Genomic DNA, 22,567 nt, shown 5'->3' with positions numbered 1-22,567 from the left:
GGGTCCGGCCGCTACCGCCCGGCCCGCTGGAAGCCCTCGGCACTCACGTGCGGCATCACACTGCTCGTCACCCGGTAACGGCCGTCCGGCACGTCGCCGGACCGGCGGACGTGCACCGCGAGCGGGCCCGCCCATGCGTAGCCGTGGCGCGTGGCGTGCCGGGCCAGGCTGTCGGTCAGCGCCTGCCCGACGCGGCTGCCGCGGCGCGCCAGTTGCTCGTACACCTCGTCGGCGAGTTCCACGTCGTAGGCGTTGGGGACCATCACCCGGCCCGCGCGGCACACCACGGCATGGCGGTCGCACTCCCGGTGCAGGGCGTCGACGAGTTCGACCGGCTCCCGGCCGGCCACCCGCGCCCACAGCGCCTCCCATCGTTTCTCCACGGCCTCTTCCAGCGCGCTCAGGGCGCTCATGCTTTCCACCTGCCGAAACGTGTGCGTGTCGAGGGACGGGAGGGAGGGTCAGCGTTCGTCGAAGTCGTCGGGCCGCACCTCGGCCTCCTCCAGCGCCTCGCGCATCGTGCGGCCGGTGGCACCCCGGTCGCGCGTCTCGTTCTCCTCCCGCTGCTCGATGGTGTCGTCGGTGTCCCGGGTCTTCGGCCGGTTCTCCTCGGGGACGGTCATGTCCGATGGCTCCTCGTGTGTCAGGGGGCTTTCGTCTGCCTCACCGTGTGGCGTCGGGTTCCCCCGGGGCGCGGGGATATCCCTGGGGAAGTGGGTCGGTGCGTTCCGGTGAGGGGTCTGGTCGCCACGGTGCGTGAGCTATGTTGAACCCTCGTGGGAGACGAAGGAGGCGCACCGGTGCCATCGCCGCAGCAGGCACGCGCACAGGCATCCGCGATCACTTCGGGGAGGGCGGGCCAGGACACGGAGGTGTCCCCGACGTCCCAACTCCGCACGCTGTTCGACCGGCCCCGGCTCTCCCCCGGCCAGCGGCGCATCGCCCAGTACCTGATCGAGCACATCACCGAGGCGGCGTTCCTGTCGATCACGGATCTCGCGGACCGGGCCGGGGTGAGCCAGCCCTCGGTGACCCGGTTCGCCTCGGCGGTCGGCTTCAGCGGTTACCCCGCGCTCCGGGAGAGGCTCCAGTCGATCGCCCTCGGGACCCTCGCCGGCGGCCCCGCCGAGGAGAGCCGGGGCAACGAGCTCCAGGCGGCGGTCGACGCCGAGATCGAGAACCTGGAGAACCTGAGGCGGGACCTCGCCGACGCCGACCGGGTCATCGAGGTCGGCCGCCATCTGTCCGCGTCCGCGCCGCTCACGGTCCTCGGCCTGCGCATCTCCGTCTCCCTCGCCGAGTACTTCGCCTACGCCGCCCGCCGTATCCACCCGGACGTACGGCTCGTGACCCTGGGTGGCAGCGTCGCCTACGACGCGCTGCTGCAGTCGCGGGAGGCGGGCGGCACCTGGGTGCTGGCGTTCTCGATGCCGCGGCACGCCCAGGAGACCCTGACGGCGGTGCGGGTCGCGCGGAACGCCGGGCTGAAGGTCGCGCTGATCACCGACCTGGCGCTGGGCCCGATCGCGGACGAGGCCGACGTCACCTTCGCCACCGGCACCGGATCGCGGCTGGTCTTCGACTCCTACGCCGCTCCGGGCGTGATGTGCGCGGCGCTGCTCCAGGCCATGACGGACGCGGATCCGGAGCGGACGCAGGCCCGGCTCGACGAGTACGAGCAGGTCGCCGACCAGCACCAGTTCTTCCTCAAGGACTGAGCCGCGTCCGGTCCCGCCGGGATCCGACGCCACGGAGCGCATCGGGGCCCCGGGCGGACCGCCACCGTCAAAGCACGCATGAATGTTTTCATACGTCTTGCAAACCAGATGGCATATATAAATACTGCTCACGGATCGCGGCCCTGCCGTCCCGGACCGCGTTCCGCACCCTCCCCGCCCTCACCCGCTCCGCCCGGAAAGCCGACGGTCCGCCCATGCGCAGCCAGCACCACTCGCCGCGGATGACACGGGCCCGGACCGGGCTCCTGCGCGAACACCCGAAGCCGCCGGCTCCTACCCGCTCCGGTGGTCCGGGTGTCGGGCCGGGCATCCCCTGCCCGGCCGCCCGTGGCGGCCCCGGTCATCCCCTAGGCCGGGGCCGCCCCGTCCCGTCGTCCGTCCCCACGACGCCGTACACCCGGAAGCGATGATCATGCCCCTGACGTCCACGCGCCTCGGTCCGGACTGGCCCCACCAGGTCAAGACCCCCGGCAGCTACGACTGGGAACGCTCGGCGGCCAAGTGGCTGCGCGAGCTGGTGCCGGCGCGCTACGCGAGCTATCCGGCGTTCGTCCGGCGCCCCGTCCTGCTGGCCCGGCACGCCCAGATCCAGGTCGAGCACGAGATCCGGGTGGCGCGCACCGCCCTGCAGACCGCGCGGGCCGATCTGCCCCGGCTGGGGCTGCACGAAGGCGTCATCGAGCACACGATCAAGCTGTACGCGGCGGAGGTCGCGCACCTGCAGCACATCGCGCGCAGCGTGCGGGCGGTCACCCAGGCCCTGGCCGACGCCCACCGCTGACCGCGCGCCGGGCCGTCGGTGACGTTCCGGAGACGCCGGGCGACACAGCGCTCCCGGGAAGGAGCCTCTGACCTGCTCACCGGTGAATTCCCGGCTGCCGAACCGGTCAACCGACACGGCTCGGTGTGCGATGCTCATCGCGTGATGAGCGAGCCCGTTCCCCCGGCGGAGACCGGAAGCGCGCCCGATCTGGCCGAACTGGCCAGGGTCGTCGCCCGGCAACGCGCCGAGATGGACCGGCTGCGCGAGCAGGCGGCGACGTCGGCCGTCGTGGAACGCGCCAAAGGCGTCGTGATGGCCCTGACCGGCTGCTCCGCGGACGCCGCGGGCGAGACGCTGCTCCAGCGGGCCAAGGCCGCCCGTCGCACCCTGCTGGAGGAGTGCTGGATCACCCTGGGCCACCCGGCACTCGCCCGGTCCGGCGCCGGCGAGCCCCCGGTACGCTCCGGAACGGACACCCCTGGTGCGGCATCCGGCCTCCCCGGGGCCGGCCCGTCGGTGGACCCCTCCGCTCCGGACGACGTCGCCGCCGCCCTGGGCCGCCTCGGCCGCGCCCTCGTCCGCGCGGACACGCCTCAGGACCTGGCCCGGTGCCTGCTGGAACACCTCGCGCCGGACCTGGGCGCGGACTCGGTCATGATCTACGCCCGCCGGCCCGGTGGGGAGCTCGAGCTGGTCGGTCACGCCGGAATCGACGAACGGCTCGCCACCCAGTGGCACCAGGTGTCCCCCTTCAGCGGGGTCGCGGCCCTGGACGCCCTCCGGTCCGGCGCACCGCGCTGGCTGGAGGACCTCGCCGAGGACAGCAAGCGGTACCTGCTGATCGGCGAGCCGCCCGAGCGGTGGCGGTCGCGGGCCTGGCTGCCCGTGTCCGCCGGGGACGGCGCCGAGGTCTGCATAGGTGTGCTGCGCGGACGCTCCGGACCGTTCACCCCGAGTGACCGCGCCCATCTGCGGGGAATGGCCCGGCTGTGTGCCGGACAGCTGCGCATGCCCGCCACCCCGCCCGCGCCGGCGGCCGACGCTCCCCGGGACGCCGCGCGGGCGCTGTTCGAGGCACTGCCCGTCGCGGCGGTGCTGCTGACCCCGCTGCGCGGTCCCTCCGGCGAGACCGCGGACTTCCGCATCGACGCCGCGACGGCGCAGGCGGCCGCCGTACTGGGCGGCACCGGAGGCGCCCCGGCCGGCCGGCGGCTGCGCGAGTACTGGCCCGGGCTGACGGACGAACCGCTGTGGCAGGGCTTCCTGCACGTACTCGCCACCGGGGAGCCCTACGAGGGCGAACCGTTCGCCCACCAGGAGGTGGTGAGCGGCCTCGCGGCGCTGTCCACGTACTCCGTACGGGTGGCCCGGCTGGAGGACTCGCTGGTCGCCACCTGGACCCGGCACGCCTCCTCCGACCGGCAGGAGCAGCGGCTCGCCGACCTGCAGCGGCTGGGCAACCTCGGCTGGGCGAACTGGAACCTGGCCACGCGTGAGGCGTCCTGGTCGTCGCAGGTCTTCACGATCCTCGGCCGGGCCCCCGCGGACGGGCCCGTCCGGCTCGTCGACCTTCCCGGACTCGCGGTGCCCGACGACCGGCCCGCCCTGGGCCGCGCCGTCGACGGCCTGGTCCGCGAGGGCCTGCCGCTCGACGTCCCGTTCCGGGTCCGCACCCCACGCGGCGTACGGCACCTGCGCCTCGTCGCCGAGGCCGTGGCGGACCTGCACGGCACGCCCGTCGAGGTGCACGGCGTCGTGCAGGACCTGACCGCGCGGCGGCGGGCCGAACTCGCCCTGGTGGAGAGCGAGCGGGAGATCCTCACCCAGCACGACGTGCTCCGGGCCGAGCGGGCTCTGGTCGCCCGCCTGCAGAACGCCCTGCTGCCCCTGCCCCAACGGGCGGTGGACCTGGCCGGACTGCGCGTCGAGGTCGCCTACCTTCCCTCCCAGACGGGCGTACACGTCGGCGGTGACTGGTTCAGCGCCATCGAACTGCCGGACGGCGACGCCCTGTTCGTCGTCGGCGACGTCGCCGGTCACGGGGTCGACGCCGTGGCCACCATGGCCCAGCTGCGCTTCACCGCCAAGGGCATGGTCATCACCGGCTCCTCGCTGACCGGCGCGCTCGCCCGGCTCAACACCCTGCTGCTGCACTCCCGGGACACCCACGCCACCGCGACCATGATCCTGGCCCGCTACGAACCCGGGAAGCAGCGTCTGGTCTGGGCGCAGGCGGGACACACCCCGCCCCTGCTGCTGCGCGGCGGCGAGGTGACCTATCTGCGGCGCCCCAGTGGCATGCTGCTCGGCGCGTCCACCGCACCGCACTTCGAAGAGGCCGAGTGCCGTCTGCGGCCGGGCGACCGGATCCTGCTGTACACGGACGGCCTGGTGGAGCGGCCCCCGGAGAACATCGACACGGGGCTCGGGCGTCTGGCCGAGGCCGTGGCGGCCCGTCCGGGCGACGAGACCGGTTCTCTGGGGGCGCTGCTGGACGCGATGCTGGAGGGGGAACGCCGCGACGACGTGTGCGTCCTGGACATCCGCTTCCCCGGGAAGCGGCAGGGAAGCGACGGACCGTAGGGCGGGCCGCGGGCAGGCGCCCGCTTCGTTCCGGCGTGGCCGCGGTGCCGTACCGGAACCCTCGGCGGGCGGCATCGAGGTCGGCACGCCGCTCTCCTTCCTTCCGTACCGCACGGCGGGCGGGGCCGCCCACGGGAAGGGATACGCGGCAGGACGCCGAGAGGTTCAGCCCCCCGTCGCGCCGGTGTCGTGCAGGAAACGGCGCAGGGACGCCGTCATCGCGGACACGAACGCCTCCCGGTCCGCCTCGTCGAGGGCGTCGAGGGACAGGTAGGGATTGAGGTCCTCCAGTTCCACCAGCAGCAGTTCGCCGCCCGGCGCACGGCAGGCGTCGACGCGCTGGATGCCGTGGTCGAGGGTGTTCCAGTCGATGAAGTGCCGGGCGAACTCCAGGTCCTCGGGGGTGGGTTCGTACGGCTGCAGCTGCCAGCGCCGATCGGGGCGCGGGGCGTGGAGGGCGTACTGGAAGTCGTGGTCGACGAAGTAGAAGGAGACCTCGTGGACGAAGTCGATGTGCGGCTGTACCAGGACGCTTCCGTCGACGAGGTCGCGCACCTCGGCGGCGGGGACGACGCGCAGTCCTATCGAGTCGGCGCCGAGTCTGGGCTTGACCACGTACCGCCGCGCCCCGGGCAGCAGGTGCAGGTCCTGCGGGCGGTCGACGGTGGGGATCACCGGATGACCGGCGGCGCTCAGGTCGAGCAGATACTGCTTGCCGGCCATGTCGCCCCTGCCGGTGAGCGGGTTGTAGACCGGCTTGCCGGTCGCCGAGGCGCGCATCCGGAAGGCGTCGTAGGCCTCCTGGTACGCCAGCACCGGGCCGCTGTTGCGGACCACGACGGCGTCGAAGCCGTCCATCAGTGCGGTGGCGTCGCGCGGATGGCACAGCGCCAGGTCGAAGTCCTCGCGCAGCCGGGAGGTCAGGAAGATGTCCTCGTCGCAGTAGCGGCGTCCGCGGGCCGGGTAGGCCAGGTCGGTGACGTACAGGACGCGGGGGCGGGCGGACGGCATGCGGACTCCTCGGGACGGCGTTGACCCGATCATATGGATGACCTGCGCCGGGGCTCACGACAGCACTCAGTTCCGTGCCCAGGTGCACCGAGTGCCATGGACGGCGGCCGAATGCTACGTTCCCGTTCATGAGCTCCAGCAGTGCGGCTCCCGGCCGCGGCGACCGGGCCGGGAAGACCACGATGCGGGACGCGCTGGTCGCGGCGGCCTTCCGGCTTTTCCTGGAGCGGGGCTACGAGCAGACGACGGTCGACGACATCGTGGCGCTCGCCGGGGTCGGACGACGGTCCTTCTTCCGTTACTTCCCGTCCAAGGAGGACGTGGTCTTCCCCGACCACGAGCGGTGCCTCGCCGACATGACGGCCTTCCTGGCGTCCGGCGCGGACGACGACGAACCGGTGCGCAGGGTCTGCGACGCGGCCCGGCTGGTGCTGCGGATGTACGCCGAGAACCCGGCGTTCTCCGTGCAGCGCTACCGCCTCACCAAGCGGGTGCCGGGCCTGCGCGCGTACGAGTTGTCCGTGGTCTGGCGCTACGAACGGGCGCTGGCCGAGTATCTGCGCGGCCGGTTCGCCGGCCGCCGTGACGGGATCCTGCGGGCCGATGTGATCGCGGCGGCCGTGGTCGCGGCGCACAACAACGCGCTGCGTTCCTGGCTGCGTTCGGACGGACGGGACGACGCGGAGGCCGCGGTGGACCACGCCCTGGGACACGTGCAGGCCGCGTTCGGCGCCGCGCCGGCTCCCCCGGCGGGCGAGGGCCCCGAGGACGTGGTGGTGGTCGTCGCGCGGCGCGGGGCACCGCTGTGGCGGGTGGTGCAGGAACTCGAATCCGTACGGGGGCGCGGCTGACGGGCCGCTCGGCGGCGTACGGCCGCGTCGCACAATTCAGGGTACGCAGTGCCTTTACGAGTGGCACTCAGTGCCATAGCCTGTCGCTGTGCACGGTGGCACGGCGAACCGCGCACGCGCGTGCCCGGGTCACCGCGCACGCGGGTTTCCGGCCGAGTGCAGGGAGTTGACCAGCGTGTACCACCACTCAGGAAGCGTCGCTCAGCAGGCAGCCGGCTCCTCGACGGGCGTGCTCGATCCCCAGGGCCCGGACCACGCGGAGGCCATGCTCTACCAGCGCTGCACCTGGTGCGGCACCGCCATGTACCACCGGTTGCTGTGTCCGGTCTGCCAGGGCAGCGACCTGCGCACGGAGCGCAGCGAGGGCGTCGGGACGGTCCGCCATTCCACGGTGGTCCACCGCAACACCCCGGCGGCCCGCAACGTGTCCCTGATCGAGATGGCCGAGGGCTTCGTGGTGCGCGGCCGGGTCATGGGCCCGCCCATCGGCATCCACAGCGGCGACCGGGTACGGCTGTCGACGGCCAAGGACCCGGTGCGGGGCGAGCCCGTCTTCCAGCTCGTCGACGAGCCGTACCGGGCCTGGACCTGACGCACCGCCGGGCGCCGGCCCGCACGGCGCGGCGCCTCAGAGGGTGACGCGGATGCCGACCGTGCCGTCCAGGCCCCGGCGCAGACGGCTGCCGAGGAGGGTGAGCCGGCCCACGAGGCCGTACTTGCGGGCGATCAGCGCGCGGTAGCGGGCGGTGGTGGCCGGATCGCAGATCTCCGCGGTGGCGGGGACCTGCTCGCCGGTCGGGTTGCCGCGCAGGTCACAGGGGCCGACGAGGACATCGCCGCGGGCCCGGATCCGCTTCACCTTCCAGGAGTCGGCGGCGGTCCACACCCCGAGCGCGTCCCCGTCCCGCACGACCCACACCGGCGTGGCGACCGGCGTGCCGTTCCTGCGGTAACTGGTGACCAGCAGGTACTTGCCCGCCCCGAGCCGGTCGAGCATCGCGTCATCCATGCGGGGCAGTCTAGGGCCGCCCGCGCGGGGCGCCACCGCCCGGCCCCGCGCGGGCGCCCGGAGAACCCCGGGCCGGCTACGGGCGCCGTGCGACGAAGACGAACTCCCGGCCCGGACGGTCCGGGGCGTCGCGCACCCCCTCCACCACGTACCCCTGCCCGGTCAGGTCCGCCTCGACCTCCTGTCGCTCACGGAACCGCAGCGTCGAATCCGAGGTCAGCACCTGTCCGTCCGCGGCGAAGACGTACGTCCACCGGAACGTCACCAGTGGCCCGGCCACCCCGGTCACCTCGACCCAGCTCTCGACCGCGCCGGTGCCCGGCACGTCCGTCACGCGGTACGACCTCTCCCGGGTCCACTCCTCCCACGCCCGCCGAGCCGGGTCCCGCGTCTCGAACACCAGGCGTCCTCCGGGCCGCAGCGCCTCGTGGGCTCCGCGCAGCGTGCCCCGCCACGCGTCCGGCTCGGTGATCTCCTGGGCGACGTTCGCCGTCATGGTCGCCAGGTCGACCCGCAGCGGCGGGAGCGCCGTCGCGTCGCCGTGGATCCAGCGCACCCGGTCACCGCCCGGCTTGTCCCGGGCCACCTCGAGCGACGCCTCCGCGGGGTCGACGCCGACGACCTCGATCCCGCGGTCGGCCAGGAGCAGGGCGAACACCCCCGTCCCGCAGCCGATGTCCAGCACCCGCCGGGCCCCGAACTCCTGCGCCATGCGGACGTACGCGTCGAGGTCACCGCGATCGGGGTCGAGCGGGTCGTAGAGCGCGGCGAGCCGCGGATGCGCGAAGCACTCGTCAGCCATGGGCCCGCCCGGGTCCGGAGCCGGTGCCGTGCCTGGCCCTAGTCACGTCCCGCCCCCTCCACGGCCACCGCCATCCTCCGGACCGCCTCCCCGATCACCTCGGGTGAGGCGGCGAGGTTCAGCCGGGCGTGGCCGGCGCCGCCCGTGCCGAAGGGGAGACCGGAGTTGAGGGCCACGCGGCCGTGCTCGAGGAAGACCCGCGCCGGGTCGTCGCCGAGGCCGAGGGCGCGGCAGTCGAGCCAGGCGAGGTAGGTGGCGTCGCCCGGGCGGTAGCGGATCGCCGGCAGGTGCTCGGCGAGGAGGTCGGTGAGCAGCCGGCGGTTGGCGTCCAGACCGGTGAGCAGGGCGTCCAGCCAGGCGGTGCCGTCGCGCAGGGCGGCGGTGTGGGCGAGAACGCCGAGGTGGCTGGGGCCGTGGCCGACCTCCTCGGGCATCCGGGCCAGGTCGGCGGCGGCCGCGGGCCCGGCGACGGCGAGCGCGGCCTTGAGGCCGGCCAGGTTCCACGCCTTCGAGGCCGACATCAGGGACAGGCCGCGCTCGCCGCCCGGCACGCTCAGATAGGGCACGAAGTCCGCCTCGCCGACGACCAGCGGCGCGTGGATCTCGTCGGCGACGACGCGTACGCCGTACCGCTCGGCGAGGGCGGCGACGGCGGACAACTCCCTCGCGGTGTGCACGGTCCCGGTGGGGTTGTGCGGGCTGCACAGCAGGTAGGCGGCCCGCCGGCCGTCCGCCACCGCCTGCCGGAAGGCGTCCTCCAGGACGCCGAGGTCGAGGCGCGCGTCGGCGCCGAGCGGTGCCTCGACCACCCTGCGGTCCATGTGCCGGACGAAGTCGTAGAAGGGCGGGTAGACCGGCGGGTTCACCACCACCGGGTCCCCGTGCCCGGTGACCAGCTTGAGCATCTCCACCACGCCCAGCATCACGTCGGGCACGACCGCGGTGCGCTCCACGGCGAGCCCGCCCCAGCCCCACCGCTTCTCCGCGAAGGCGGCCAGCGCCTCGGCGTAGGCGGTGCCGACGGGATAACCGGTGTCCCCCGCTTCGAGCGCCTCGGTGAGGGTGCGCACGATCGGCTCGGCGAGCGGTACGTCCATCTCGGCCACCCACAGGGGCAGCACGTCCTCGGGATAGGTGCGCCACTTCATGCTGGTACGGCGTCTCAGGGCATCCAGGGTAAGGGCGGTCAACGGATTCGGTTCACCGGACGTCTCGTGCGGGATCCTGGTCATGAGCACACGATAGGGGGCCGCGGGGTGAGCGGGAATCGCGACGACGGGACACGGGCGGTCGGAGCCGGCCCGCCGCTGGAGATCGCCTGCGACGAGTCGGGGTCGGACGGCGAGAACCTCACCGGCGGGAACACCGACGTGTTCGCGCACGCCGGCGTGCACCTGTCCGTGACCGCCGGGGCCGCCGCCGTACGGGAGATCCGGGACCGCATCCGCTCACCGGCCGAGGAGTACAAGGCGAACCACCTGCTGCGGGAGAAGCACCGCGCGGTGCTGGAGTGGCTGCTCGCCCCCGGCGGGCCGCTCCACGGGCGGGCCCGGGTGCATCTGACGGAGAAGGCGTTCTTCGTGGTGGACCGGGTCGTCGCCCTGCTGCTCGACGATCCGGCCGAGGCGGTCGCCCTGTTCCGGGCGGGGCGCCGGGACGTCGGCGCGGACGGGTGGAGGGACTTCCTCCTGGCGGCCAACCAGCTGCTGCGCACGCGCAACGGCGCGGAGCCGGGGTCGTCCGTCCCGTTCTTCTTCGGCACGGTCGACGCCCTGTGCCGCGCCCACGCCGGTACGCCCGCGGCGCGGACCCTTCAGCGGCTCGCGGCGCGGCGGGACCGGGCCGAGGCCTACCGGGCGGGACTGCTCGACGGATCGGCCGTGCGGATCCCGGTGCTCAATCCGCTGCTTCCGGCGATCGTCTCCACGGCCGCGTACTGGAGCGCGGGCGGGCGGCCCGTGCGCCTGGTGCACGACCGGCAGAACGTCCTGACGCCGGAGCGCATCGCGTGGATCGAGCGGACGGCCCGGCGGGACGGGATCGCCCTGGAGGAGGTGCGGCTGGTCGCCGCACGGGCGGACCCGCGGGTGCAGCTGGCGGACTTCCTCGCCGGGATCGCCCGGAAGGTCGCCTCCGACGAGCTGAACGGACGGGGGGACCCGGTGCTCACCGCGCTGCTGCGCGTCTACGTGGACCCGGCGTCCGTGTGGGGCGACGCCCGCAGCTGGGCCGCGCTCGGCACGGGCGCCGGCACCGGTCCGGCGGTGGACGCGGCCGGTTGACCCCGTCGCCGGGCAGCGGGTCACACCTTCGCTGAACGCGTCGGCTCCCCGGCGCGTATGGAGGGAGGGCACTCGACTCGAGGGGAGGCCCCGCGGTGTTCGCGCCGCGCCGCTGAGGTTCGGGAGCCATGCATGAGGCACGCACGACGACGGGTCGTCCGGCGAGTGACACGACTGGCGGCCGTCGGCGGACTCCTCCTGGGGGCCACGATGGTCACACGCGCCGTCGCGAGCGAACCCGCCGCGCCGGACGCTGCCGCGGTGCCGTACGTGGCGGCCGGGCAGCCGGCCGGTCCCGGCGCCGGCCTGGTGTCCCGGCTCGGCACCTCCCGTACGGCGGGCAGCTGGATCGGCGCCGACGGGCGGACGGTCGTCGCGGTCACCGACGAGGAGGCGGCGGGTGAGGTGCGACGGGCGGGTGCCGAGCCGAAAATGGTGCGGCACAGCATGCGTGACCTCAAGTCGGCCGCGCGGACGCTGCGTTCGGCGCCGCGCGTGCCGGGGACGGCCTGGGCGATGGACTACCGGTCCAACGAGGTGGTGGTCCGGGGGGACCGCACGGTCTCCGCCGACGACTGGTCCGAGCTGACCCGAGTGGCGGACGGCATCGGCGACTTCGTCCGCATGGAGCGGACCGAGGGCACCTTCACCACCCGCCTCAACGGGGCGCGGCCCATCCTGTCGACGGCCGGACGCTGCTCGGCGGGCTTCAACGTGACCGACGGCAGGCGCGACTTCATCCTCACGGCCGGGCACTGCGGGCCCGACGGTTCCGTGTGGTTCGCCGACGACCGGGCCGGGAAACAGGTCGGTACGACGGTCGGCGGCAGCTTCCCCGGGGACGACTACTCCCTGATCGAGTACGCCGACGGCCGGGCGGGCGACGGCGCCGGCGTGGTGGCGGTCGGCGACGGCAAGGGCGTACGGATCACCGGGGTGGCGGATCCCTCGGTCGGCCAGCGGGTGTTCCGCAGCGGCAGCACCACCGGCCTGCGGGACGGGGAGGTGACCGCGCTCGACGCGACGGTGAACTACCCCGAGGGCACGGTCAGCGGCCTCATCGAGACCGACGTGTGCGCGGAACCGGGCGACAGCGGCGGCCCGATGTTCTCCGAGGGCATCGCGCTGGGCGTGACCTCGGGCGGCAGCGGTGACTGCACGGCGGGCGGTACGACGTACTTCCAGCCGGTGACGAAGGCGCTGGCGCAGCTGAAGGTACGGCTCATCGTGTCCCCCCGGGCCGGTGACGGGACGGCCTCCCCGGCGCCGTCGGTGCCCCCGGGCGCGGCGGCCGGGGGCACCGTCTCGCCGGGCTCGTCGGCCCCGGCGGCGGGCATCCCGAACGCGTCGACGCTGCTGTCCCGGCTCGCCGACCCCCGGAACGTCGGTCCCGGTCTGCTGGTGACCGGGGGCAGCCTGGTCACTCTGGTGGCGACGCGCTGGATCCGCGCGGAACAGGACCGCAAGGCGTACCGGCGCCACTACTCGGCGACCTGGGGCTGAGCGGCGCGGCGGGGGCGCTCCCCTCAGCCGACGGTGAGCAGCACCGTCGCGGCGGCGGCCCCGACCAGCCCGGCCGCCTGCCGCCGGGAGATCCGTTCGCGCAGGACGGCGAGACCGAGGAGGACCGGGAGGGCGGGGTAGAGGGAGGCGAGGACCACGGCGACGGCGAGCATCTGCCGTTGCGCGGCGAGCAGGTACAGGACAAGGCCGAGGGCCGCACCCGCCCCGATCAGGAGGGCCTGGGCACAGCGCCGCGCCGGCAGTCCCAGGAGCCGGGGGTGACGTGCGGCACCGGGGAGCAGGACGAGGACGGCGGCGACCCGGCCCGCGACGACGGGCCACAGCCCGCTCACGGAATCCGCCTGGCCCAGGGCGACGTACTGCACGGCGACGCCCGCACTGGCGAGGAGCCCGTCCGCCGCTTCCCTGCCCATGTGGCTGCCGCCGCCGGACACCCACCACAGGGCGGGTCCGGTGACGGCGATCCCCGCCCAGGCCAGGGCTCCCGGGCGGTCGCCGAGGAGGAGGACCCCGCACAGGACGGACAGCGCGACGCCCGTGACGGCGCTCACCGGCACGACCACGCTCATCGCACCGTGACTGAGGCCGCGGTTGAGGAAGCGCATCGCGGTGGCGCTGCCGACGCCGGACAGCGCGCCCCACATCAGGTCGGCGGGGTGCACGGCGTCGGCGGGCACGAGGAGGGCGGCACCGGCGGCGAGCAGCAGCCCGCCGACCTGGCCCAGGAAGGTGACGGCGGCGTGCGGGACGCGGCGGCTCAGCAGTCCGCCCGCGAAGTCGACGACGCCGTAGCAGAGGGCCGAGGCCAGTGCGAGAAGGGCACCCATTCGCTCACGGGTGCCCCGTCGACGGGGCTGCGATGCCGAGGCGGCCTGCGCGGCGCTCGAGCGGCCTGCGCCGAGCTCAGGCCGCCTTCGCCGGCTGCGGGAGGGCCGAGGCCCACTCCTGGACGAGGCGCTGGTACTCCTCGCGCTGCTCGACGCTCAGTGTCCCGCCCGACCGGAGCCACAGGGCCCGGATCTCCTCGTTGACCTCGGCAGCCGATCGCTCGGAGGAAGGTTCAACAGTGGTGGACATGCTGTGAAGCATACGGCGCCCGAAGTGAAGGCGCTGTGAGTAATCGCACGCACATCGGACATTCCGGACAGTGTCGCTGATCACGTCCATCTGCCAAGGAACGTGGAGGAGTTCACATCCCGGGCCCCGGAGCGGACGCGGATCAGGTGCCGGCCTTGCGGCCGTACACGTACACGTCGTCGCCGTTCTTCAGCAGCGACCAGTACTTCTTGGCGTCGGCCTTCGTCATGTTGACGCAGCCGTGCGAACCGGGCGGGTTCCACATGCTGACGCCGACCGAGTGGAAGGCCTGGCCGCCGTCGAAGAACTGGCTGTAGGGCATCGGCACGTCGTAGATGGTCGAGACGTGGTCGATGTTGCGCCAGTAGATCTTCTTCAGGCCGGTGCGGGTCTCGTAGCCGTCGCGGCCGGTGCGGACCGGCACCGGCCCGTAAACGAGCTTCTTGCCGTCCTGGATCCAGCTGAGCTGCAGCGTGAGGTCCACGCAGGCGATACGGCCCTTGTTCACCGGGCACTTGCCCGACTTGTTCGGGTTCTTCCCCACGGCCTTCTGCTTGTTCATCAGGTCCATCACGCCCCAGGTGACGGGACCGGCGTACCCGATGTTCGGCGTGATGCCGTGCTTGGTCTGGAAGGCGCGGACGGCCTTGCAGTCGGCGGAGGACTGCTTGCCGTCGACCGGACGGCCGAGGAACTTCTCCACCTGCTTCTGGTACGGGCCCGCCTTGGTGGTGCAGCTCGCGGCCTGCGCCGGTGCGGCGCCGAGCGCGAAGGTGAGCGGGACCACCAGCGAAGTGATCCCGAGAACGACGGCGCCCCGTCTCCGTGTGTCGCCCATGGTCCAGCCTGCCTTTCCCGCGGAAGTGAGGGCACGAACTGCGCACTCTGCCAGGTAGACGGACGAACGGGGAAATCGGTTGTACGGGCGGCCGGGCCGCGACCGAACGGTGACATTCGGCCGGGCCGAAGAGTCACCGAGCGTCCCCCGGCCGTCGCAACGCCTCCCGGAACCCCGAGTTGACCGCCGTGATGCCGCCGTCGACGACGAGGGTGGTCCCGGTGATCCAGGACGCGTCGCGGGAGGCGAGGAAGGCGACGGCGGCCGCGATGTCCTCCGGCTCGCCGACGCGGCCCAGGGGGTAGAGGCGCCGGGCCGCTTCGAGGTCCGCGTCCCGGCCCTCCCAGGCGCGGGTGCGGACGGTCCCCGGCGCCACGAGGTTGACGCGGACGCCCCGGGGCGCGGCGTGGCCGGCGAGGGTGCGGGTGAGGGAGACCAGGCCCGCCTTGGCCGCGCTGTAGGCGTGGTTGCCGAAGTCCTGGAGGCCGTTGACGGAGCCGATGCCGACGATCGCGCCCCGGCCGGAGGCAGCGAGGTGCGGGAGTGCGGCGCGACAGCAGCGGTACGCGCCGGTGAGGGTGACGTCGAGGTCGCGGGCCCACTCCTCGTCCGGCTCGTCCTCGAAGCGGGGCGCGTCGGGTGTGCAGTGGGCGGCGTTGTTGACCAGCACGTCGAGCGAGCCGAAGGCGTCCACGGCGTGGGCGACGGCCGCCTCGACCGACGCCCGGTCGGCCACGTCGCAGGCGGCGGCCTCGGCGCCGAGCCCCCGCTCCCGCAGCGCCGACGCCGTCCGCTCCGCCTCGGCCGGGTCCACGTCGGCCACCAGGACCCGCGCCCCCTCCTCGGCGAACCGCCGGGCGGTGGCCGCGCCGATGCCCCGGGCCGCCCCGGTGATGAGAACCCCGTACCCCTCGAAGCGCCTTGTGTCCGTCGTCATGGGGTGAAGGTACTGCCGGGACGATCACCGCGGCAGGGGTCGGACGGGATCAGCGGTAACCGGTCACGTCCGCCGGCCTGCCCGCGTCCTGGACCTCGACGAGGTAGCGCCAGGCGTCCGGGCGGCTGCCGTCGAGGTCGGTGAAGCCGTACTCCCGGGCGAGGCCGCCGCTGGAGAGGGACGTGCCGTTGAACCGGGCCACGTCCGGGTCGGCGGCGAGCGCGGCGACGGCTCGGCCGACGTAGCGCGGGGTCTCCGAGATGGCGAAGTGGGGGACGCGGTCGAGGGCGTCGCGCCAGTTGTCCTCGCGCACCCCGAAGTGGTCGAGCATGATCTCCGAGCGCAGCCAGCCCGGGGTGAGGGCGACGGCCGTGGCGCCCCGGGGTCCGAGTTCGTGACCGAGGGAGAAGCCCATGCGCAGGACGGCGGACTTGGCCAGGTCGTAGAAGAAGGAGTTGCGGTAGGTGTCGCGGTTGTAGTCGGCGGTGCCGTCGGTGACCTCGACGACCAGCCCGCCGGGGTGGCGCAGCAGCAGCGGCAGGGCGTGATGGCTGGTGATGGCGTGGGTCTCGACCGCGAGGCGCAGCAGACGCAGTCCCTTGTCCAGGTCGTGCTCCCAGACGGGCGCGTCCCACTCGAAGAGCGTCTCGCCGCCCCAGATGTCGTTCACGAGGACGTCGAGGCGGCCCTGCTCGTCGGCGATGCGGTCGACCAGCGCCTTCACCCGCTCCGGATCCAGGTGGTCGGTCGGCACCGCGATCCCCGTGCCGCCCGCCTCGGTGACCAGGTCGGCGGTGTCCTCGATGGTCTCGGGGCGGTCGTACTCGGAGCGGCGGGCGCGGGTGCTGCGGCCCGTGACGTACACGGTCGCGCCCGCCGCCCCCAGCTCCACGGCGATGCCGCGTCCGGCTCCCCGGGTCGCCCCGGCCACCAGCGCGACCCTGTCCTTCAACTGCTCCGGCATGTCCGGCCTCCCGTCACCCGTGCTTCTCCGTCCCTTCGAGGGTGACGGGTAAGCCGGACATCTTCTGTCGCCTTTTCGAGCCGGTCGCCCGGGAGGTCCCTCAGTGGCCCCGCGCGATCCACTCCTCCAGGTGCGGGGCCTCCGCGCCGATGGTGGTGCCCTCGCCGTGGCCGGTGCGGACCCGGGTCTCGGGCGGAAGGGTCAGCAGCCGGTTCCGGATGGAGTCGATGATCGTCGGGAAGTGGGAGTACGAGCGGCCGGTGGCTCCGGGGCCGCCCTGGAAGAGGGTGTCGCCGGTGAAGACGGTGGCCAGCCCCGGGTCGTACAGGCACACCGCCCCCGGCGCGTGTCCCGGGGTGTGCAGCACCGTGAGGTCGGTGCCGGCCGCCTCGATCACCTGGCCGTCGACCAGCCAGGCGTCGGGGTCGCGGTCCGGGTGGGTCTGCTTCCACAGCGGCAGGTCGTCGTGGTGCAGCCAGATGGTGGCGCCGGTGCGCTCGGCGAGGGCGGGAGCGGCGTCGATGTGGTCGTTGTGGGCGTGGGTGCACACGATGGCCGTCAGGCGGCGGTCGCCGACGGCCTCGGCGATGGCGTCGGCGTCGTGGGCGGCGTCGATGACGATCGCCTCGTGGTCGTCGCCGACGATCCACACGTTGTTGTCGACGTCCCAGGTGCCGCCGTCGAGGCGGAACTGGCCGGAGGTGACGAGTCGTTCGATGCGGGCGGTCATCACAGCACCACCACCGAGCGCAGGACGTCACCGCGGTGCATCCGCTCGAACGCCTTCTCGACCTCGTCGAGTCGGATGGTCTCGGTGACGAACGCCGCCAGGTCCAGGCGGCCCTGGAGGTGGAGGTCGATCAGCATCGGGAAGTCGCGGGAGGGCAGGCAGTCGCCGTACCAGGAGGACTTCAGGGAGCCGCCGCGGCCGAAGACGTCCAGCAGCGGCAGTTCGAGCTTCATCTCGGGCGTGGGCACGCCGACCAGGACGACCGTGCCGGCCAGGTCGCGGGCGTAGAACGCCTGCCGGTAGGTCTCGGGGCGGCCGACGGCCTCGATGACGACGTCGGCACCGAAGCCTCCGGTGAGGTCGCGGATCGCCTCGACCGGGTCGGTCTCGCGGGAGTTGACGGTGTGGGTGGCGCCCATGGAGCGCGCGGTCTCGAGCTTGCGGTCGTCGATGTCGACGGCGATGATCTTCGCCGCTCCGGCGAGGCGGGACCCGGCGATGGCCGCGTCCCCGACGCCGCCGCAGCCGATGACCGCGACCGAGTCGCCCCGGCCGACGTTCCCGGTGTTGATCGCGGCGCCGATGCCGGCCATCACCCCGCAGCCGAGCAGCCCGGCGACCTGCGCGGAGACGGCCGGATCGACCTTGGTGCACTGTCCGGCGGCGACGAGCGTCTTCTCGGCGAAGGCGCCGATGCCCAGGGCCGGGGAGAGCTCGGTCCCGTCGGTGAGGGTCATCCTCTGCCGCGCGTTGTGGGTGTCGAAGCAGTACCAGGGGCGTCCGCGCAGACAGGCCCGGCACTTCCCGCACACCGCCCGCCAGTTGAGGATCACGAAGTCGCCGGGCTCGACGTCGGTGACGCCGTCGCCCACCGACTCGACGACGCCCGCGGCCTCGTGACCGAGCAGGAAGGGGAAGTCGTCGCCGATGCCGCCCTGCTTGTAGTGCAGATCGGTGTGGCACACCCCGCAGGCCTGGACGCGGACGACCGCCTCCCCCGGCCCGGGGTCGGGTACGACGACCGTCTCGATCCGTACCGGCTCGTCCTTGCCCGGTGCGATCACGCCGCGTACTTCCTGCGCCATGGTACTGACTCCTTCGTCGACCGGTGTTCGTCCCCTCGACCCTACGCGTGACTGATCGGTAAGGGTGCCGATCGGCTCCACGGCAGGTCGTGGCGCCGTGTCGTGCCGCACGGGTGCCGCTCGCCGTGCCGACGGGCCCGCTCCTCCGCGTAGCCTGAACGCTCCGTCCGACCGGCGAAGGAGCGACGTGAGCATCGCAGCGCAGAAAACCGTCCAGCCCGCCTGGCGACTGCTCCTCGGATACGTCCGGCCGCACCGGTGGGCCCTGCTGGGCGGCGCGGCGCTGTCGCTGATGACCGGCGCGACGGGCCTGATGCTGCCGCTGGTGGCCCGGGAGCTGATCGACGACCTCGCCGCCGACCGGGCCATCGCCGGCGCGCTGCTGACGATGTCGGCGCTCGTCGTCGCCAACGCCGTGCTGGGCGCGCTCGGTTCGTACGTGCTGCGGCGCACCGCCGAGTCGGTGGTGCTCGGGGCGCGGCGCGCGCTGTCGTCGTATCTGCTGCGGCTGCGGATCACCTCCGTGGACCGCAGCGAGCCGGGCGATCTGATGGCCCGGATCACCTCCGACACCACCCTGTTGCGCGAGGTCACCACGGATTCACTGGTCGGCCTCGGCACGGGCGGGCTCACGCTGATCGCGACCGTGGTACTGATGGGTTTCGTGGACCCGGTGCTGCTGGGCGTCACGCTGGCCGTGATCGCGGGCGCGGGAACGGTGCTCGGCGTGATCGTGCCGCACATCAACCGGGCCAGCCGGCAGGCGCAGGACGCGGTCGGCGTGATGGGCGCCTCGCTGGAACGGGTGCTCGGCGCGCTGCGCACGGTGAAGGCGTCCGGCGCCGAGCCCCGGGAGGAGCGCGCGCTGCACGAGGCCGCGCACGAGTCGTGGCGGCAGAGCGTGCGCGCCGCCAAGTGGTCGGCCGCGGCGGGCAACACGGCCGGCCTGGCCCTGCAGATCGCGTTCATCACGGTGCTCGCGGTGGGCGGCGCGCGGGTGGCGACGGGCTCCATCGACATCGGGACGCTGGTGGCGTTCCTGCTGTTCGTCTTCTACCTCATGGCGCCGATCCAGGAGGTCGTCGGCGCGATCACGCAGTACCAGACGGGCAGCGCCGCCCTCGCCCGGATCCAGGAGGCCCTGCGGCTGCCCGCCGAACCGGCCGCGGGTCCCGCGCCGCTGCCCTCCCCCGGCACCGCGCCCGCCGCGCTCGCCTTCGAGGACGTCCGCTTCCGGTACGCCGACGATCTGCCGTACGTCCACCACGGGGTGACGTTCACCGTGCCCGCCCGGGGGATGACCGCGTTCGTCGGCCCGTCCGGGGCGGGCAAGACCACCGTGTTCTCCCTCATCGAGCGGTTCTACGACCCCGACTCCGGGGTGATCACGCTCGACGGCCGTGATCTGGCCGACTGGGACCTGTCGCACCTGCGGGCCGCGATCGGCTACGTGGAGCAGGACGCGCCGGTGCTGTCGGGCTCCCTGCGGGACAACCTGCTGCTCGGCAATCCCGAGGCGGACGACGGGACCCTGACGCGGGTGCTGAAGACGACCCGGCTGGACGGTCTGGTGTCCAGGCTGCCGGACGGGCTCGACACCCTGGTCGGGCATCGCGGCACCAAGCTGTCCGGCGGCGAACGCCAGCGCGTCGCCATCGCCCGCGCGCTGCTGCGCCGGCCCCGGCTGCTGCTGCTCGACGAGGCCACCTCGCAGCTCGACGCGGTGAACGAGGCGGCGCTGCGCGACACCGTCGCCGACGTGGCCCGTACGACGACGGTGCTGGTCGTCGCGCACCGGCTGTCCACGGTGACGATGGCCGACCGGATCGTGGTGATGGACGCGGGCCGGGTCCGCGCGGTGGGCACGCACCGGGAGCTGGTGACCGCCGATCCGCTGTACGCGGAGCTGGCGGCGACGCAGTTCCTGGCGACGGGTGAGTGAGCGCGGCCGTACCCCGGTGGGGCGTACGGGCCGGACTTGCCGTGTCCACCGGGCCGGAGGAGGCTCGTAGGGAGGCCTTCACGGCCCGCCGGAGGACCGGGCCGCGGGCCTCGGAGGAGGTCATCATGACAACCGCGGCACACCCCGCCTTCGACACCGACGCACTGCGCCGGGGCATCGAGGCCGACACGCCGGCGAACCTGGTGTCGCTCTACGCGGACGACGCGGAACTGCGCATCGTGGACCGCAACACCCAGCCCAGCCGCCCCAAGGTCCTGCACGGCAGGGACGAGATCGCCGCCATGCTCGACGACGTCTACAGCCGCGACATGACGCACAAGCTGGAGCAGTGCGTCGTGCAGGGCGATCGCGCCGCCTACAGCGAGAGCTGCGTGTACCCGGACGGGGTGCGGGTGCTCTCCGAGTCGATGCTCTCGCTGCGGGACGGCAGGATCACCGAGCAGACGTTGATCCAGGCCTGGGACGAGTAGGAACGGACGAGGAGGGACAGGGGGACGGCGGTACGGAGGCTCTTCGCTCCGGGAACCGTCCCCGGACGGGTTCCGGCTGGTATGACTGGGGGATGCACGAAGACACGGCGCAGTCGGCGATCGACACCTTCATCTCGGCGTTCAACGCCTCGGACGACACCTACGTGACCGCTCTGCTCGCGCAGGCGCTCACCCCGGACGTCGTCCTCTGGGGGCCTCTCGGGAGGAGCGAGGGGATCGAGGCGGTCGAGCGGTTCGTCCTGGACATCCGGCGCCACCCGGCCGGGCCCGGCACCATGGTCCGCTGTTCGGGGGTGGACGTGCCGGACGAGTGGGCGCGGTACCAGTGGGTCTTCACGACGCCTGGCGGCGGTCCGCGGCTGGCGGGCACCGATGTCGTGCATCTGCGGCGGGGACTGATCGACCAGATGATCGTCTTCGCCGGGGACATCAAGCCCTCCGTCTGATCGCCGGGAGTTCCCGCCCTCCCCACCGCGTACCTTGTTTTGTCGTGTACGCAGTCTTGTGGTGCGGGCGAACCCTCCTTACTTTTCAGTAAGTTGATTCCGGTAGCACCCCTGCCCGGACCTCCATCCCTGTTTGGCATGTTCTCGTCATAAAGTACGGCCCACCCCCCACCCGCAGAGGAGGGAGCAGTCATGCCGGTCCGCAGAACCAGGCGCCTGTGCTCCGTCGCCGCCGCCCTGGCCCTGACCCTCACCGCCCCGGCCGCCGTCGCCGACGCGGCCGAATCCGCCCCGGGTTCCCCCGCCGCCCTGCGCGAGGTGCTGTTCGTGGGCAACAACTGGGACGGCACCGCCGACGTCATCGAGTCCACCGGTGACTTCGCGAGGATCGGCCGGATCGACGTCATCCCCGACAAGGACGAGCGGATGGCCGAGATCAACGCCGATCCGATCCACTGGATCCACTTCATGGTCATCCGCAACAGCGTCGGCGAGGGCCACGACCAGTTCGTGGACGACATGTACTCCACGCCCGACGGCAGGTCCGTGGTCGTCTCCCGGCCCAGCTTCGCCGACGTCGTCTCCCTCGATCTCGCCACCGGCCGGATCAACTGGCGTTTCCCCGTGTCCGGTTACCGCGCCGACCACATGGCCGTCTCCCCCGACGGCAAGCGCGTCGCCGTCTCGGCCTCCACCTCCAACACCGTGCACGTGCTGGACATCGAGACGGGCCGGCAGCTCGGCTCCTTCGCCACCGGCGACAAGCCGCACGAGAACATCTTCAGCAAGGACGGCAAGTACCTCTGGAACATGTCCATCGGCGAGGTGAACACCGCGCTCGACGCCACCTGGCTGGACTGGACGAAGGGCGACCGGCGGATCACCGTCGTGGACGCGACCACCTTCGAGCGGGTCAAGGTGATCGACATGCGCGACCGGCTCGACGCCATCGGGCTGAAGGACCACTCGGACGCGGTCCGCCCGGCCGCGTTCTCCCCGGACGAGTCGAAGCTGTACTTCCAGGTGTCGTTCTTCCACGGCTTCTTCGAGTACGACGTCGCCACCGACCGGATCACCCGCACCAAGACCCTGCCCAAGAACCCGGCCACCAGCGACGACCGCACCACCTGGGTCAACGACTCGCGCCACCACGGCATCACGATGAAGCCGGACGGCAGCAAGATCTGCGTGGCGGGCACCATGGACGACTACGCGACCGTCGTCGACCGCACGACCCTGCAGGAGGGCCCGCTGGTCACCGCGTCGAAGCCGTACTGGGCGACGGTCAGCGGTGACGGGAAGTCCTGCGTGGTCTCCGAGAGCGGCGCGGACCGGGTGACGGCGATCGACTTCGCGACCGGCGAGAAGACCGTGTCCGTACCCGTCGGCGACCACCCGCAACGGGTGCGTCTCGGTCAGGTGGAGGCCGACTGGTCCGCTCCGTCCGGCGGTTGAGCCGGACGGAGCGGCGG

General features: G+C 73.0%; 24 protein-coding genes. 11 read left to right on the top strand and 13 right to left on the bottom strand.

All coding sequences use genetic code 11. The annotated features are described in order from the left end of the window. Positions 1–11 precede the first annotated feature (11 nt). Both RIM90_RS06735 and RIM90_RS06730 read right to left on the bottom strand, forming a co-directional pair. Complete coding sequence (locus RIM90_RS06735) at positions 12–413, bottom strand: DUF3662 domain-containing protein (RefSeq protein WP_309059648.1); 402 nt, start codon at positions 411–413, stop codon at positions 12–14. Positions 414–461: 48 nt separating this feature from the next. Beyond that, positions 462–623: a hypothetical protein gene (locus tag RIM90_RS06730; protein WP_166461603.1), complete on the bottom strand. Its 162-nt coding sequence runs from the start codon at positions 621–623 to the stop codon at positions 462–464. A 177-nt stretch (positions 624–800) separates the two neighbouring features. Here RIM90_RS06730 and RIM90_RS06725 point away from each other — a divergent pair, with 177 nt between their 5' ends. The 3 genes from RIM90_RS06725 to RIM90_RS06715 all read left to right on the top strand — a co-directional run bounded on the left by RIM90_RS06725 (position 801) and on the right by RIM90_RS06715 (position 5,085). Next, positions 801–1,718 (top strand): MurR/RpiR family transcriptional regulator, encoded by a 918-nt coding sequence (locus tag RIM90_RS06725; RefSeq protein WP_309059647.1) that lies wholly within the window; start codon positions 801–803, stop codon positions 1,716–1,718. A 427-nt stretch (positions 1,719–2,145) separates the two neighbouring features. Next, a complete protein-coding gene (locus RIM90_RS06720) occupies positions 2,146–2,520 on the top strand; it encodes a hypothetical protein (protein WP_309059646.1) in 375 nt (124 codons plus the stop codon). 144 nt (positions 2,521–2,664) lie between these two features. Beyond that, positions 2,665–5,085 (top strand): SpoIIE family protein phosphatase, encoded by a 2,421-nt coding sequence (locus tag RIM90_RS06715; RefSeq protein ID WP_309059645.1) that lies wholly within the window; start codon positions 2,665–2,667, stop codon positions 5,083–5,085. Positions 5,086–5,250: 165 nt separating this feature from the next. Here RIM90_RS06715 and RIM90_RS06710 read toward each other — a convergent pair whose 3' ends face one another. Then, positions 5,251–6,096 (bottom strand): hypothetical protein, encoded by an 846-nt coding sequence (locus tag RIM90_RS06710; RefSeq protein ID WP_309059644.1) that lies wholly within the window; start codon positions 6,094–6,096, stop codon positions 5,251–5,253. 128 nt (positions 6,097–6,224) lie between these two features. Between RIM90_RS06710 and RIM90_RS06705 the strand changes: the two genes are divergently transcribed. Both RIM90_RS06705 and RIM90_RS06700 read left to right on the top strand, forming a co-directional pair. Further along, entirely contained in the window at positions 6,225–6,947 is a 723-nt protein-coding gene (locus RIM90_RS06705) for a TetR family transcriptional regulator (protein ID WP_309059643.1), read from the top strand. A gap of 175 nt (positions 6,948–7,122) precedes the next feature. Then, positions 7,123–7,539 carry a zinc ribbon domain-containing protein gene (locus RIM90_RS06700; RefSeq protein WP_309059642.1) on the top strand — a complete coding sequence of 139 codons (417 nt, stop codon included), beginning with the start codon at positions 7,123–7,125 and terminating at the stop codon, positions 7,537–7,539. A gap of 36 nt (positions 7,540–7,575) precedes the next feature. On the opposite strand, the gene RIM90_RS06695 is transcribed toward RIM90_RS06700, so the two are convergent. The 3 genes from RIM90_RS06695 to RIM90_RS06685 form a co-directional block, all read right to left on the bottom strand. After that, a complete protein-coding gene (locus tag RIM90_RS06695) occupies positions 7,576–7,956 on the bottom strand; it encodes a PPOX class F420-dependent oxidoreductase (RefSeq protein ID WP_309059641.1) in 381 nt (126 codons plus the stop codon). A 76-nt stretch (positions 7,957–8,032) separates the two neighbouring features. After that, positions 8,033–8,758 carry a class I SAM-dependent methyltransferase gene (locus RIM90_RS06690; protein ID WP_309059640.1) on the bottom strand — a complete coding sequence of 242 codons (726 nt, stop codon included), beginning with the start codon at positions 8,756–8,758 and terminating at the stop codon, positions 8,033–8,035. A gap of 38 nt (positions 8,759–8,796) precedes the next feature. Continuing rightward, a complete protein-coding gene (locus tag RIM90_RS06685; RefSeq protein WP_309059639.1) occupies positions 8,797–9,990 on the bottom strand; it encodes an aminotransferase class I/II-fold pyridoxal phosphate-dependent enzyme in 1,194 nt (397 codons plus the stop codon). Between the two features lie 24 nt (positions 9,991–10,014). Here RIM90_RS06685 and RIM90_RS06680 point away from each other — a divergent pair, with 24 nt between their 5' ends. Continuing rightward, entirely contained in the window at positions 10,015–11,040 is a 1,026-nt protein-coding gene (locus RIM90_RS06680; protein WP_309059638.1) for a hypothetical protein, read from the top strand. A gap of 132 nt (positions 11,041–11,172) precedes the next feature. Next, positions 11,173–12,543 (top strand): S1 family peptidase, encoded by a 1,371-nt coding sequence (locus RIM90_RS06675; RefSeq protein ID WP_309059637.1) that lies wholly within the window; start codon positions 11,173–11,175, stop codon positions 12,541–12,543. Between the two features lie 23 nt (positions 12,544–12,566). On the opposite strand, the gene RIM90_RS06670 is transcribed toward RIM90_RS06675, so the two are convergent. The 7 genes from RIM90_RS06670 to RIM90_RS06640 all read right to left on the bottom strand — a co-directional run bounded on the left by RIM90_RS06670 (position 12,567) and on the right by RIM90_RS06640 (position 18,195). Then, positions 12,567–13,391, bottom strand: a complete 825-nt coding sequence (locus RIM90_RS06670) for an EamA family transporter (RefSeq protein WP_309059636.1) — start codon at positions 13,389–13,391, stop codon at positions 12,567–12,569. A gap of 76 nt (positions 13,392–13,467) precedes the next feature. Further along, positions 13,468–13,653: a hypothetical protein gene (locus RIM90_RS06665; protein ID WP_309059635.1), complete on the bottom strand. Its 186-nt coding sequence runs from the start codon at positions 13,651–13,653 to the stop codon at positions 13,468–13,470. Between the two features lie 130 nt (positions 13,654–13,783). Beyond that, complete coding sequence (locus tag RIM90_RS06660) at positions 13,784–14,479, bottom strand: L,D-transpeptidase family protein (RefSeq protein ID WP_309059634.1); 696 nt, start codon at positions 14,477–14,479, stop codon at positions 13,784–13,786. 133 nt (positions 14,480–14,612) lie between these two features. Further along, positions 14,613–15,416 carry an SDR family NAD(P)-dependent oxidoreductase gene (locus RIM90_RS06655; RefSeq protein WP_309059633.1) on the bottom strand — a complete coding sequence of 268 codons (804 nt, stop codon included), beginning with the start codon at positions 15,414–15,416 and terminating at the stop codon, positions 14,613–14,615. 49 nt (positions 15,417–15,465) lie between these two features. After that, positions 15,466–16,380, bottom strand: a complete 915-nt coding sequence (locus tag RIM90_RS06650) for an SDR family oxidoreductase (RefSeq protein ID WP_309059632.1) — start codon at positions 16,378–16,380, stop codon at positions 15,466–15,468. 100 nt (positions 16,381–16,480) lie between these two features. Next, positions 16,481–17,110, bottom strand: coding sequence for an MBL fold metallo-hydrolase (locus RIM90_RS06645; RefSeq protein ID WP_309059631.1), 630 nt, complete (start codon positions 17,108–17,110; stop codon positions 16,481–16,483). Beyond that, entirely contained in the window at positions 17,110–18,195 is a 1,086-nt protein-coding gene (locus RIM90_RS06640) for an S-(hydroxymethyl)mycothiol dehydrogenase (protein ID WP_309059630.1), read from the bottom strand. Before RIM90_RS06640 ends, RIM90_RS06645 begins: the two co-directional genes overlap by 1 nt. A gap of 187 nt (positions 18,196–18,382) precedes the next feature. On the opposite strand from RIM90_RS06640, the gene RIM90_RS06635 reads away from it, so the two are divergent. The 4 genes from RIM90_RS06635 to RIM90_RS06620 all read left to right on the top strand — a co-directional run bounded on the left by RIM90_RS06635 (position 18,383) and on the right by RIM90_RS06620 (position 22,550). After that, entirely contained in the window at positions 18,383–20,137 is a 1,755-nt protein-coding gene (locus RIM90_RS06635; protein ID WP_309059629.1) for an ABC transporter ATP-binding protein, read from the top strand. A 125-nt stretch (positions 20,138–20,262) separates the two neighbouring features. Then, a complete protein-coding gene (locus RIM90_RS06630; protein WP_309059628.1) occupies positions 20,263–20,628 on the top strand; it encodes a nuclear transport factor 2 family protein in 366 nt (121 codons plus the stop codon). Between the two features lie 92 nt (positions 20,629–20,720). Next, the gene (locus tag RIM90_RS06625; RefSeq protein ID WP_309059627.1) at positions 20,721–21,095 is read left to right on the top strand and encodes a nuclear transport factor 2 family protein; all 375 of its coding nucleotides are present in this window, start codon (positions 20,721–20,723) and stop codon (positions 21,093–21,095) included. Positions 21,096–21,287: 192 nt separating this feature from the next. Further along, complete coding sequence (locus tag RIM90_RS06620) at positions 21,288–22,550, top strand: YncE family protein (RefSeq protein WP_309059626.1); 1,263 nt, start codon at positions 21,288–21,290, stop codon at positions 22,548–22,550. Positions 22,551–22,567: the final 17 nt, after the last annotated feature.

The sequence above is a fragment of the Streptomyces sp. genome (assembly GCF_031181555.1).
GTDB classification, from domain to species: Bacteria; Actinomycetota; Actinomycetes; order Streptomycetales; family Streptomycetaceae; genus Streptomyces; species Streptomyces fimbriatus.
Note: the sequence above shows the minus strand (reverse complement) of the source record. Positions and strands in the feature narration are given on the sequence as shown.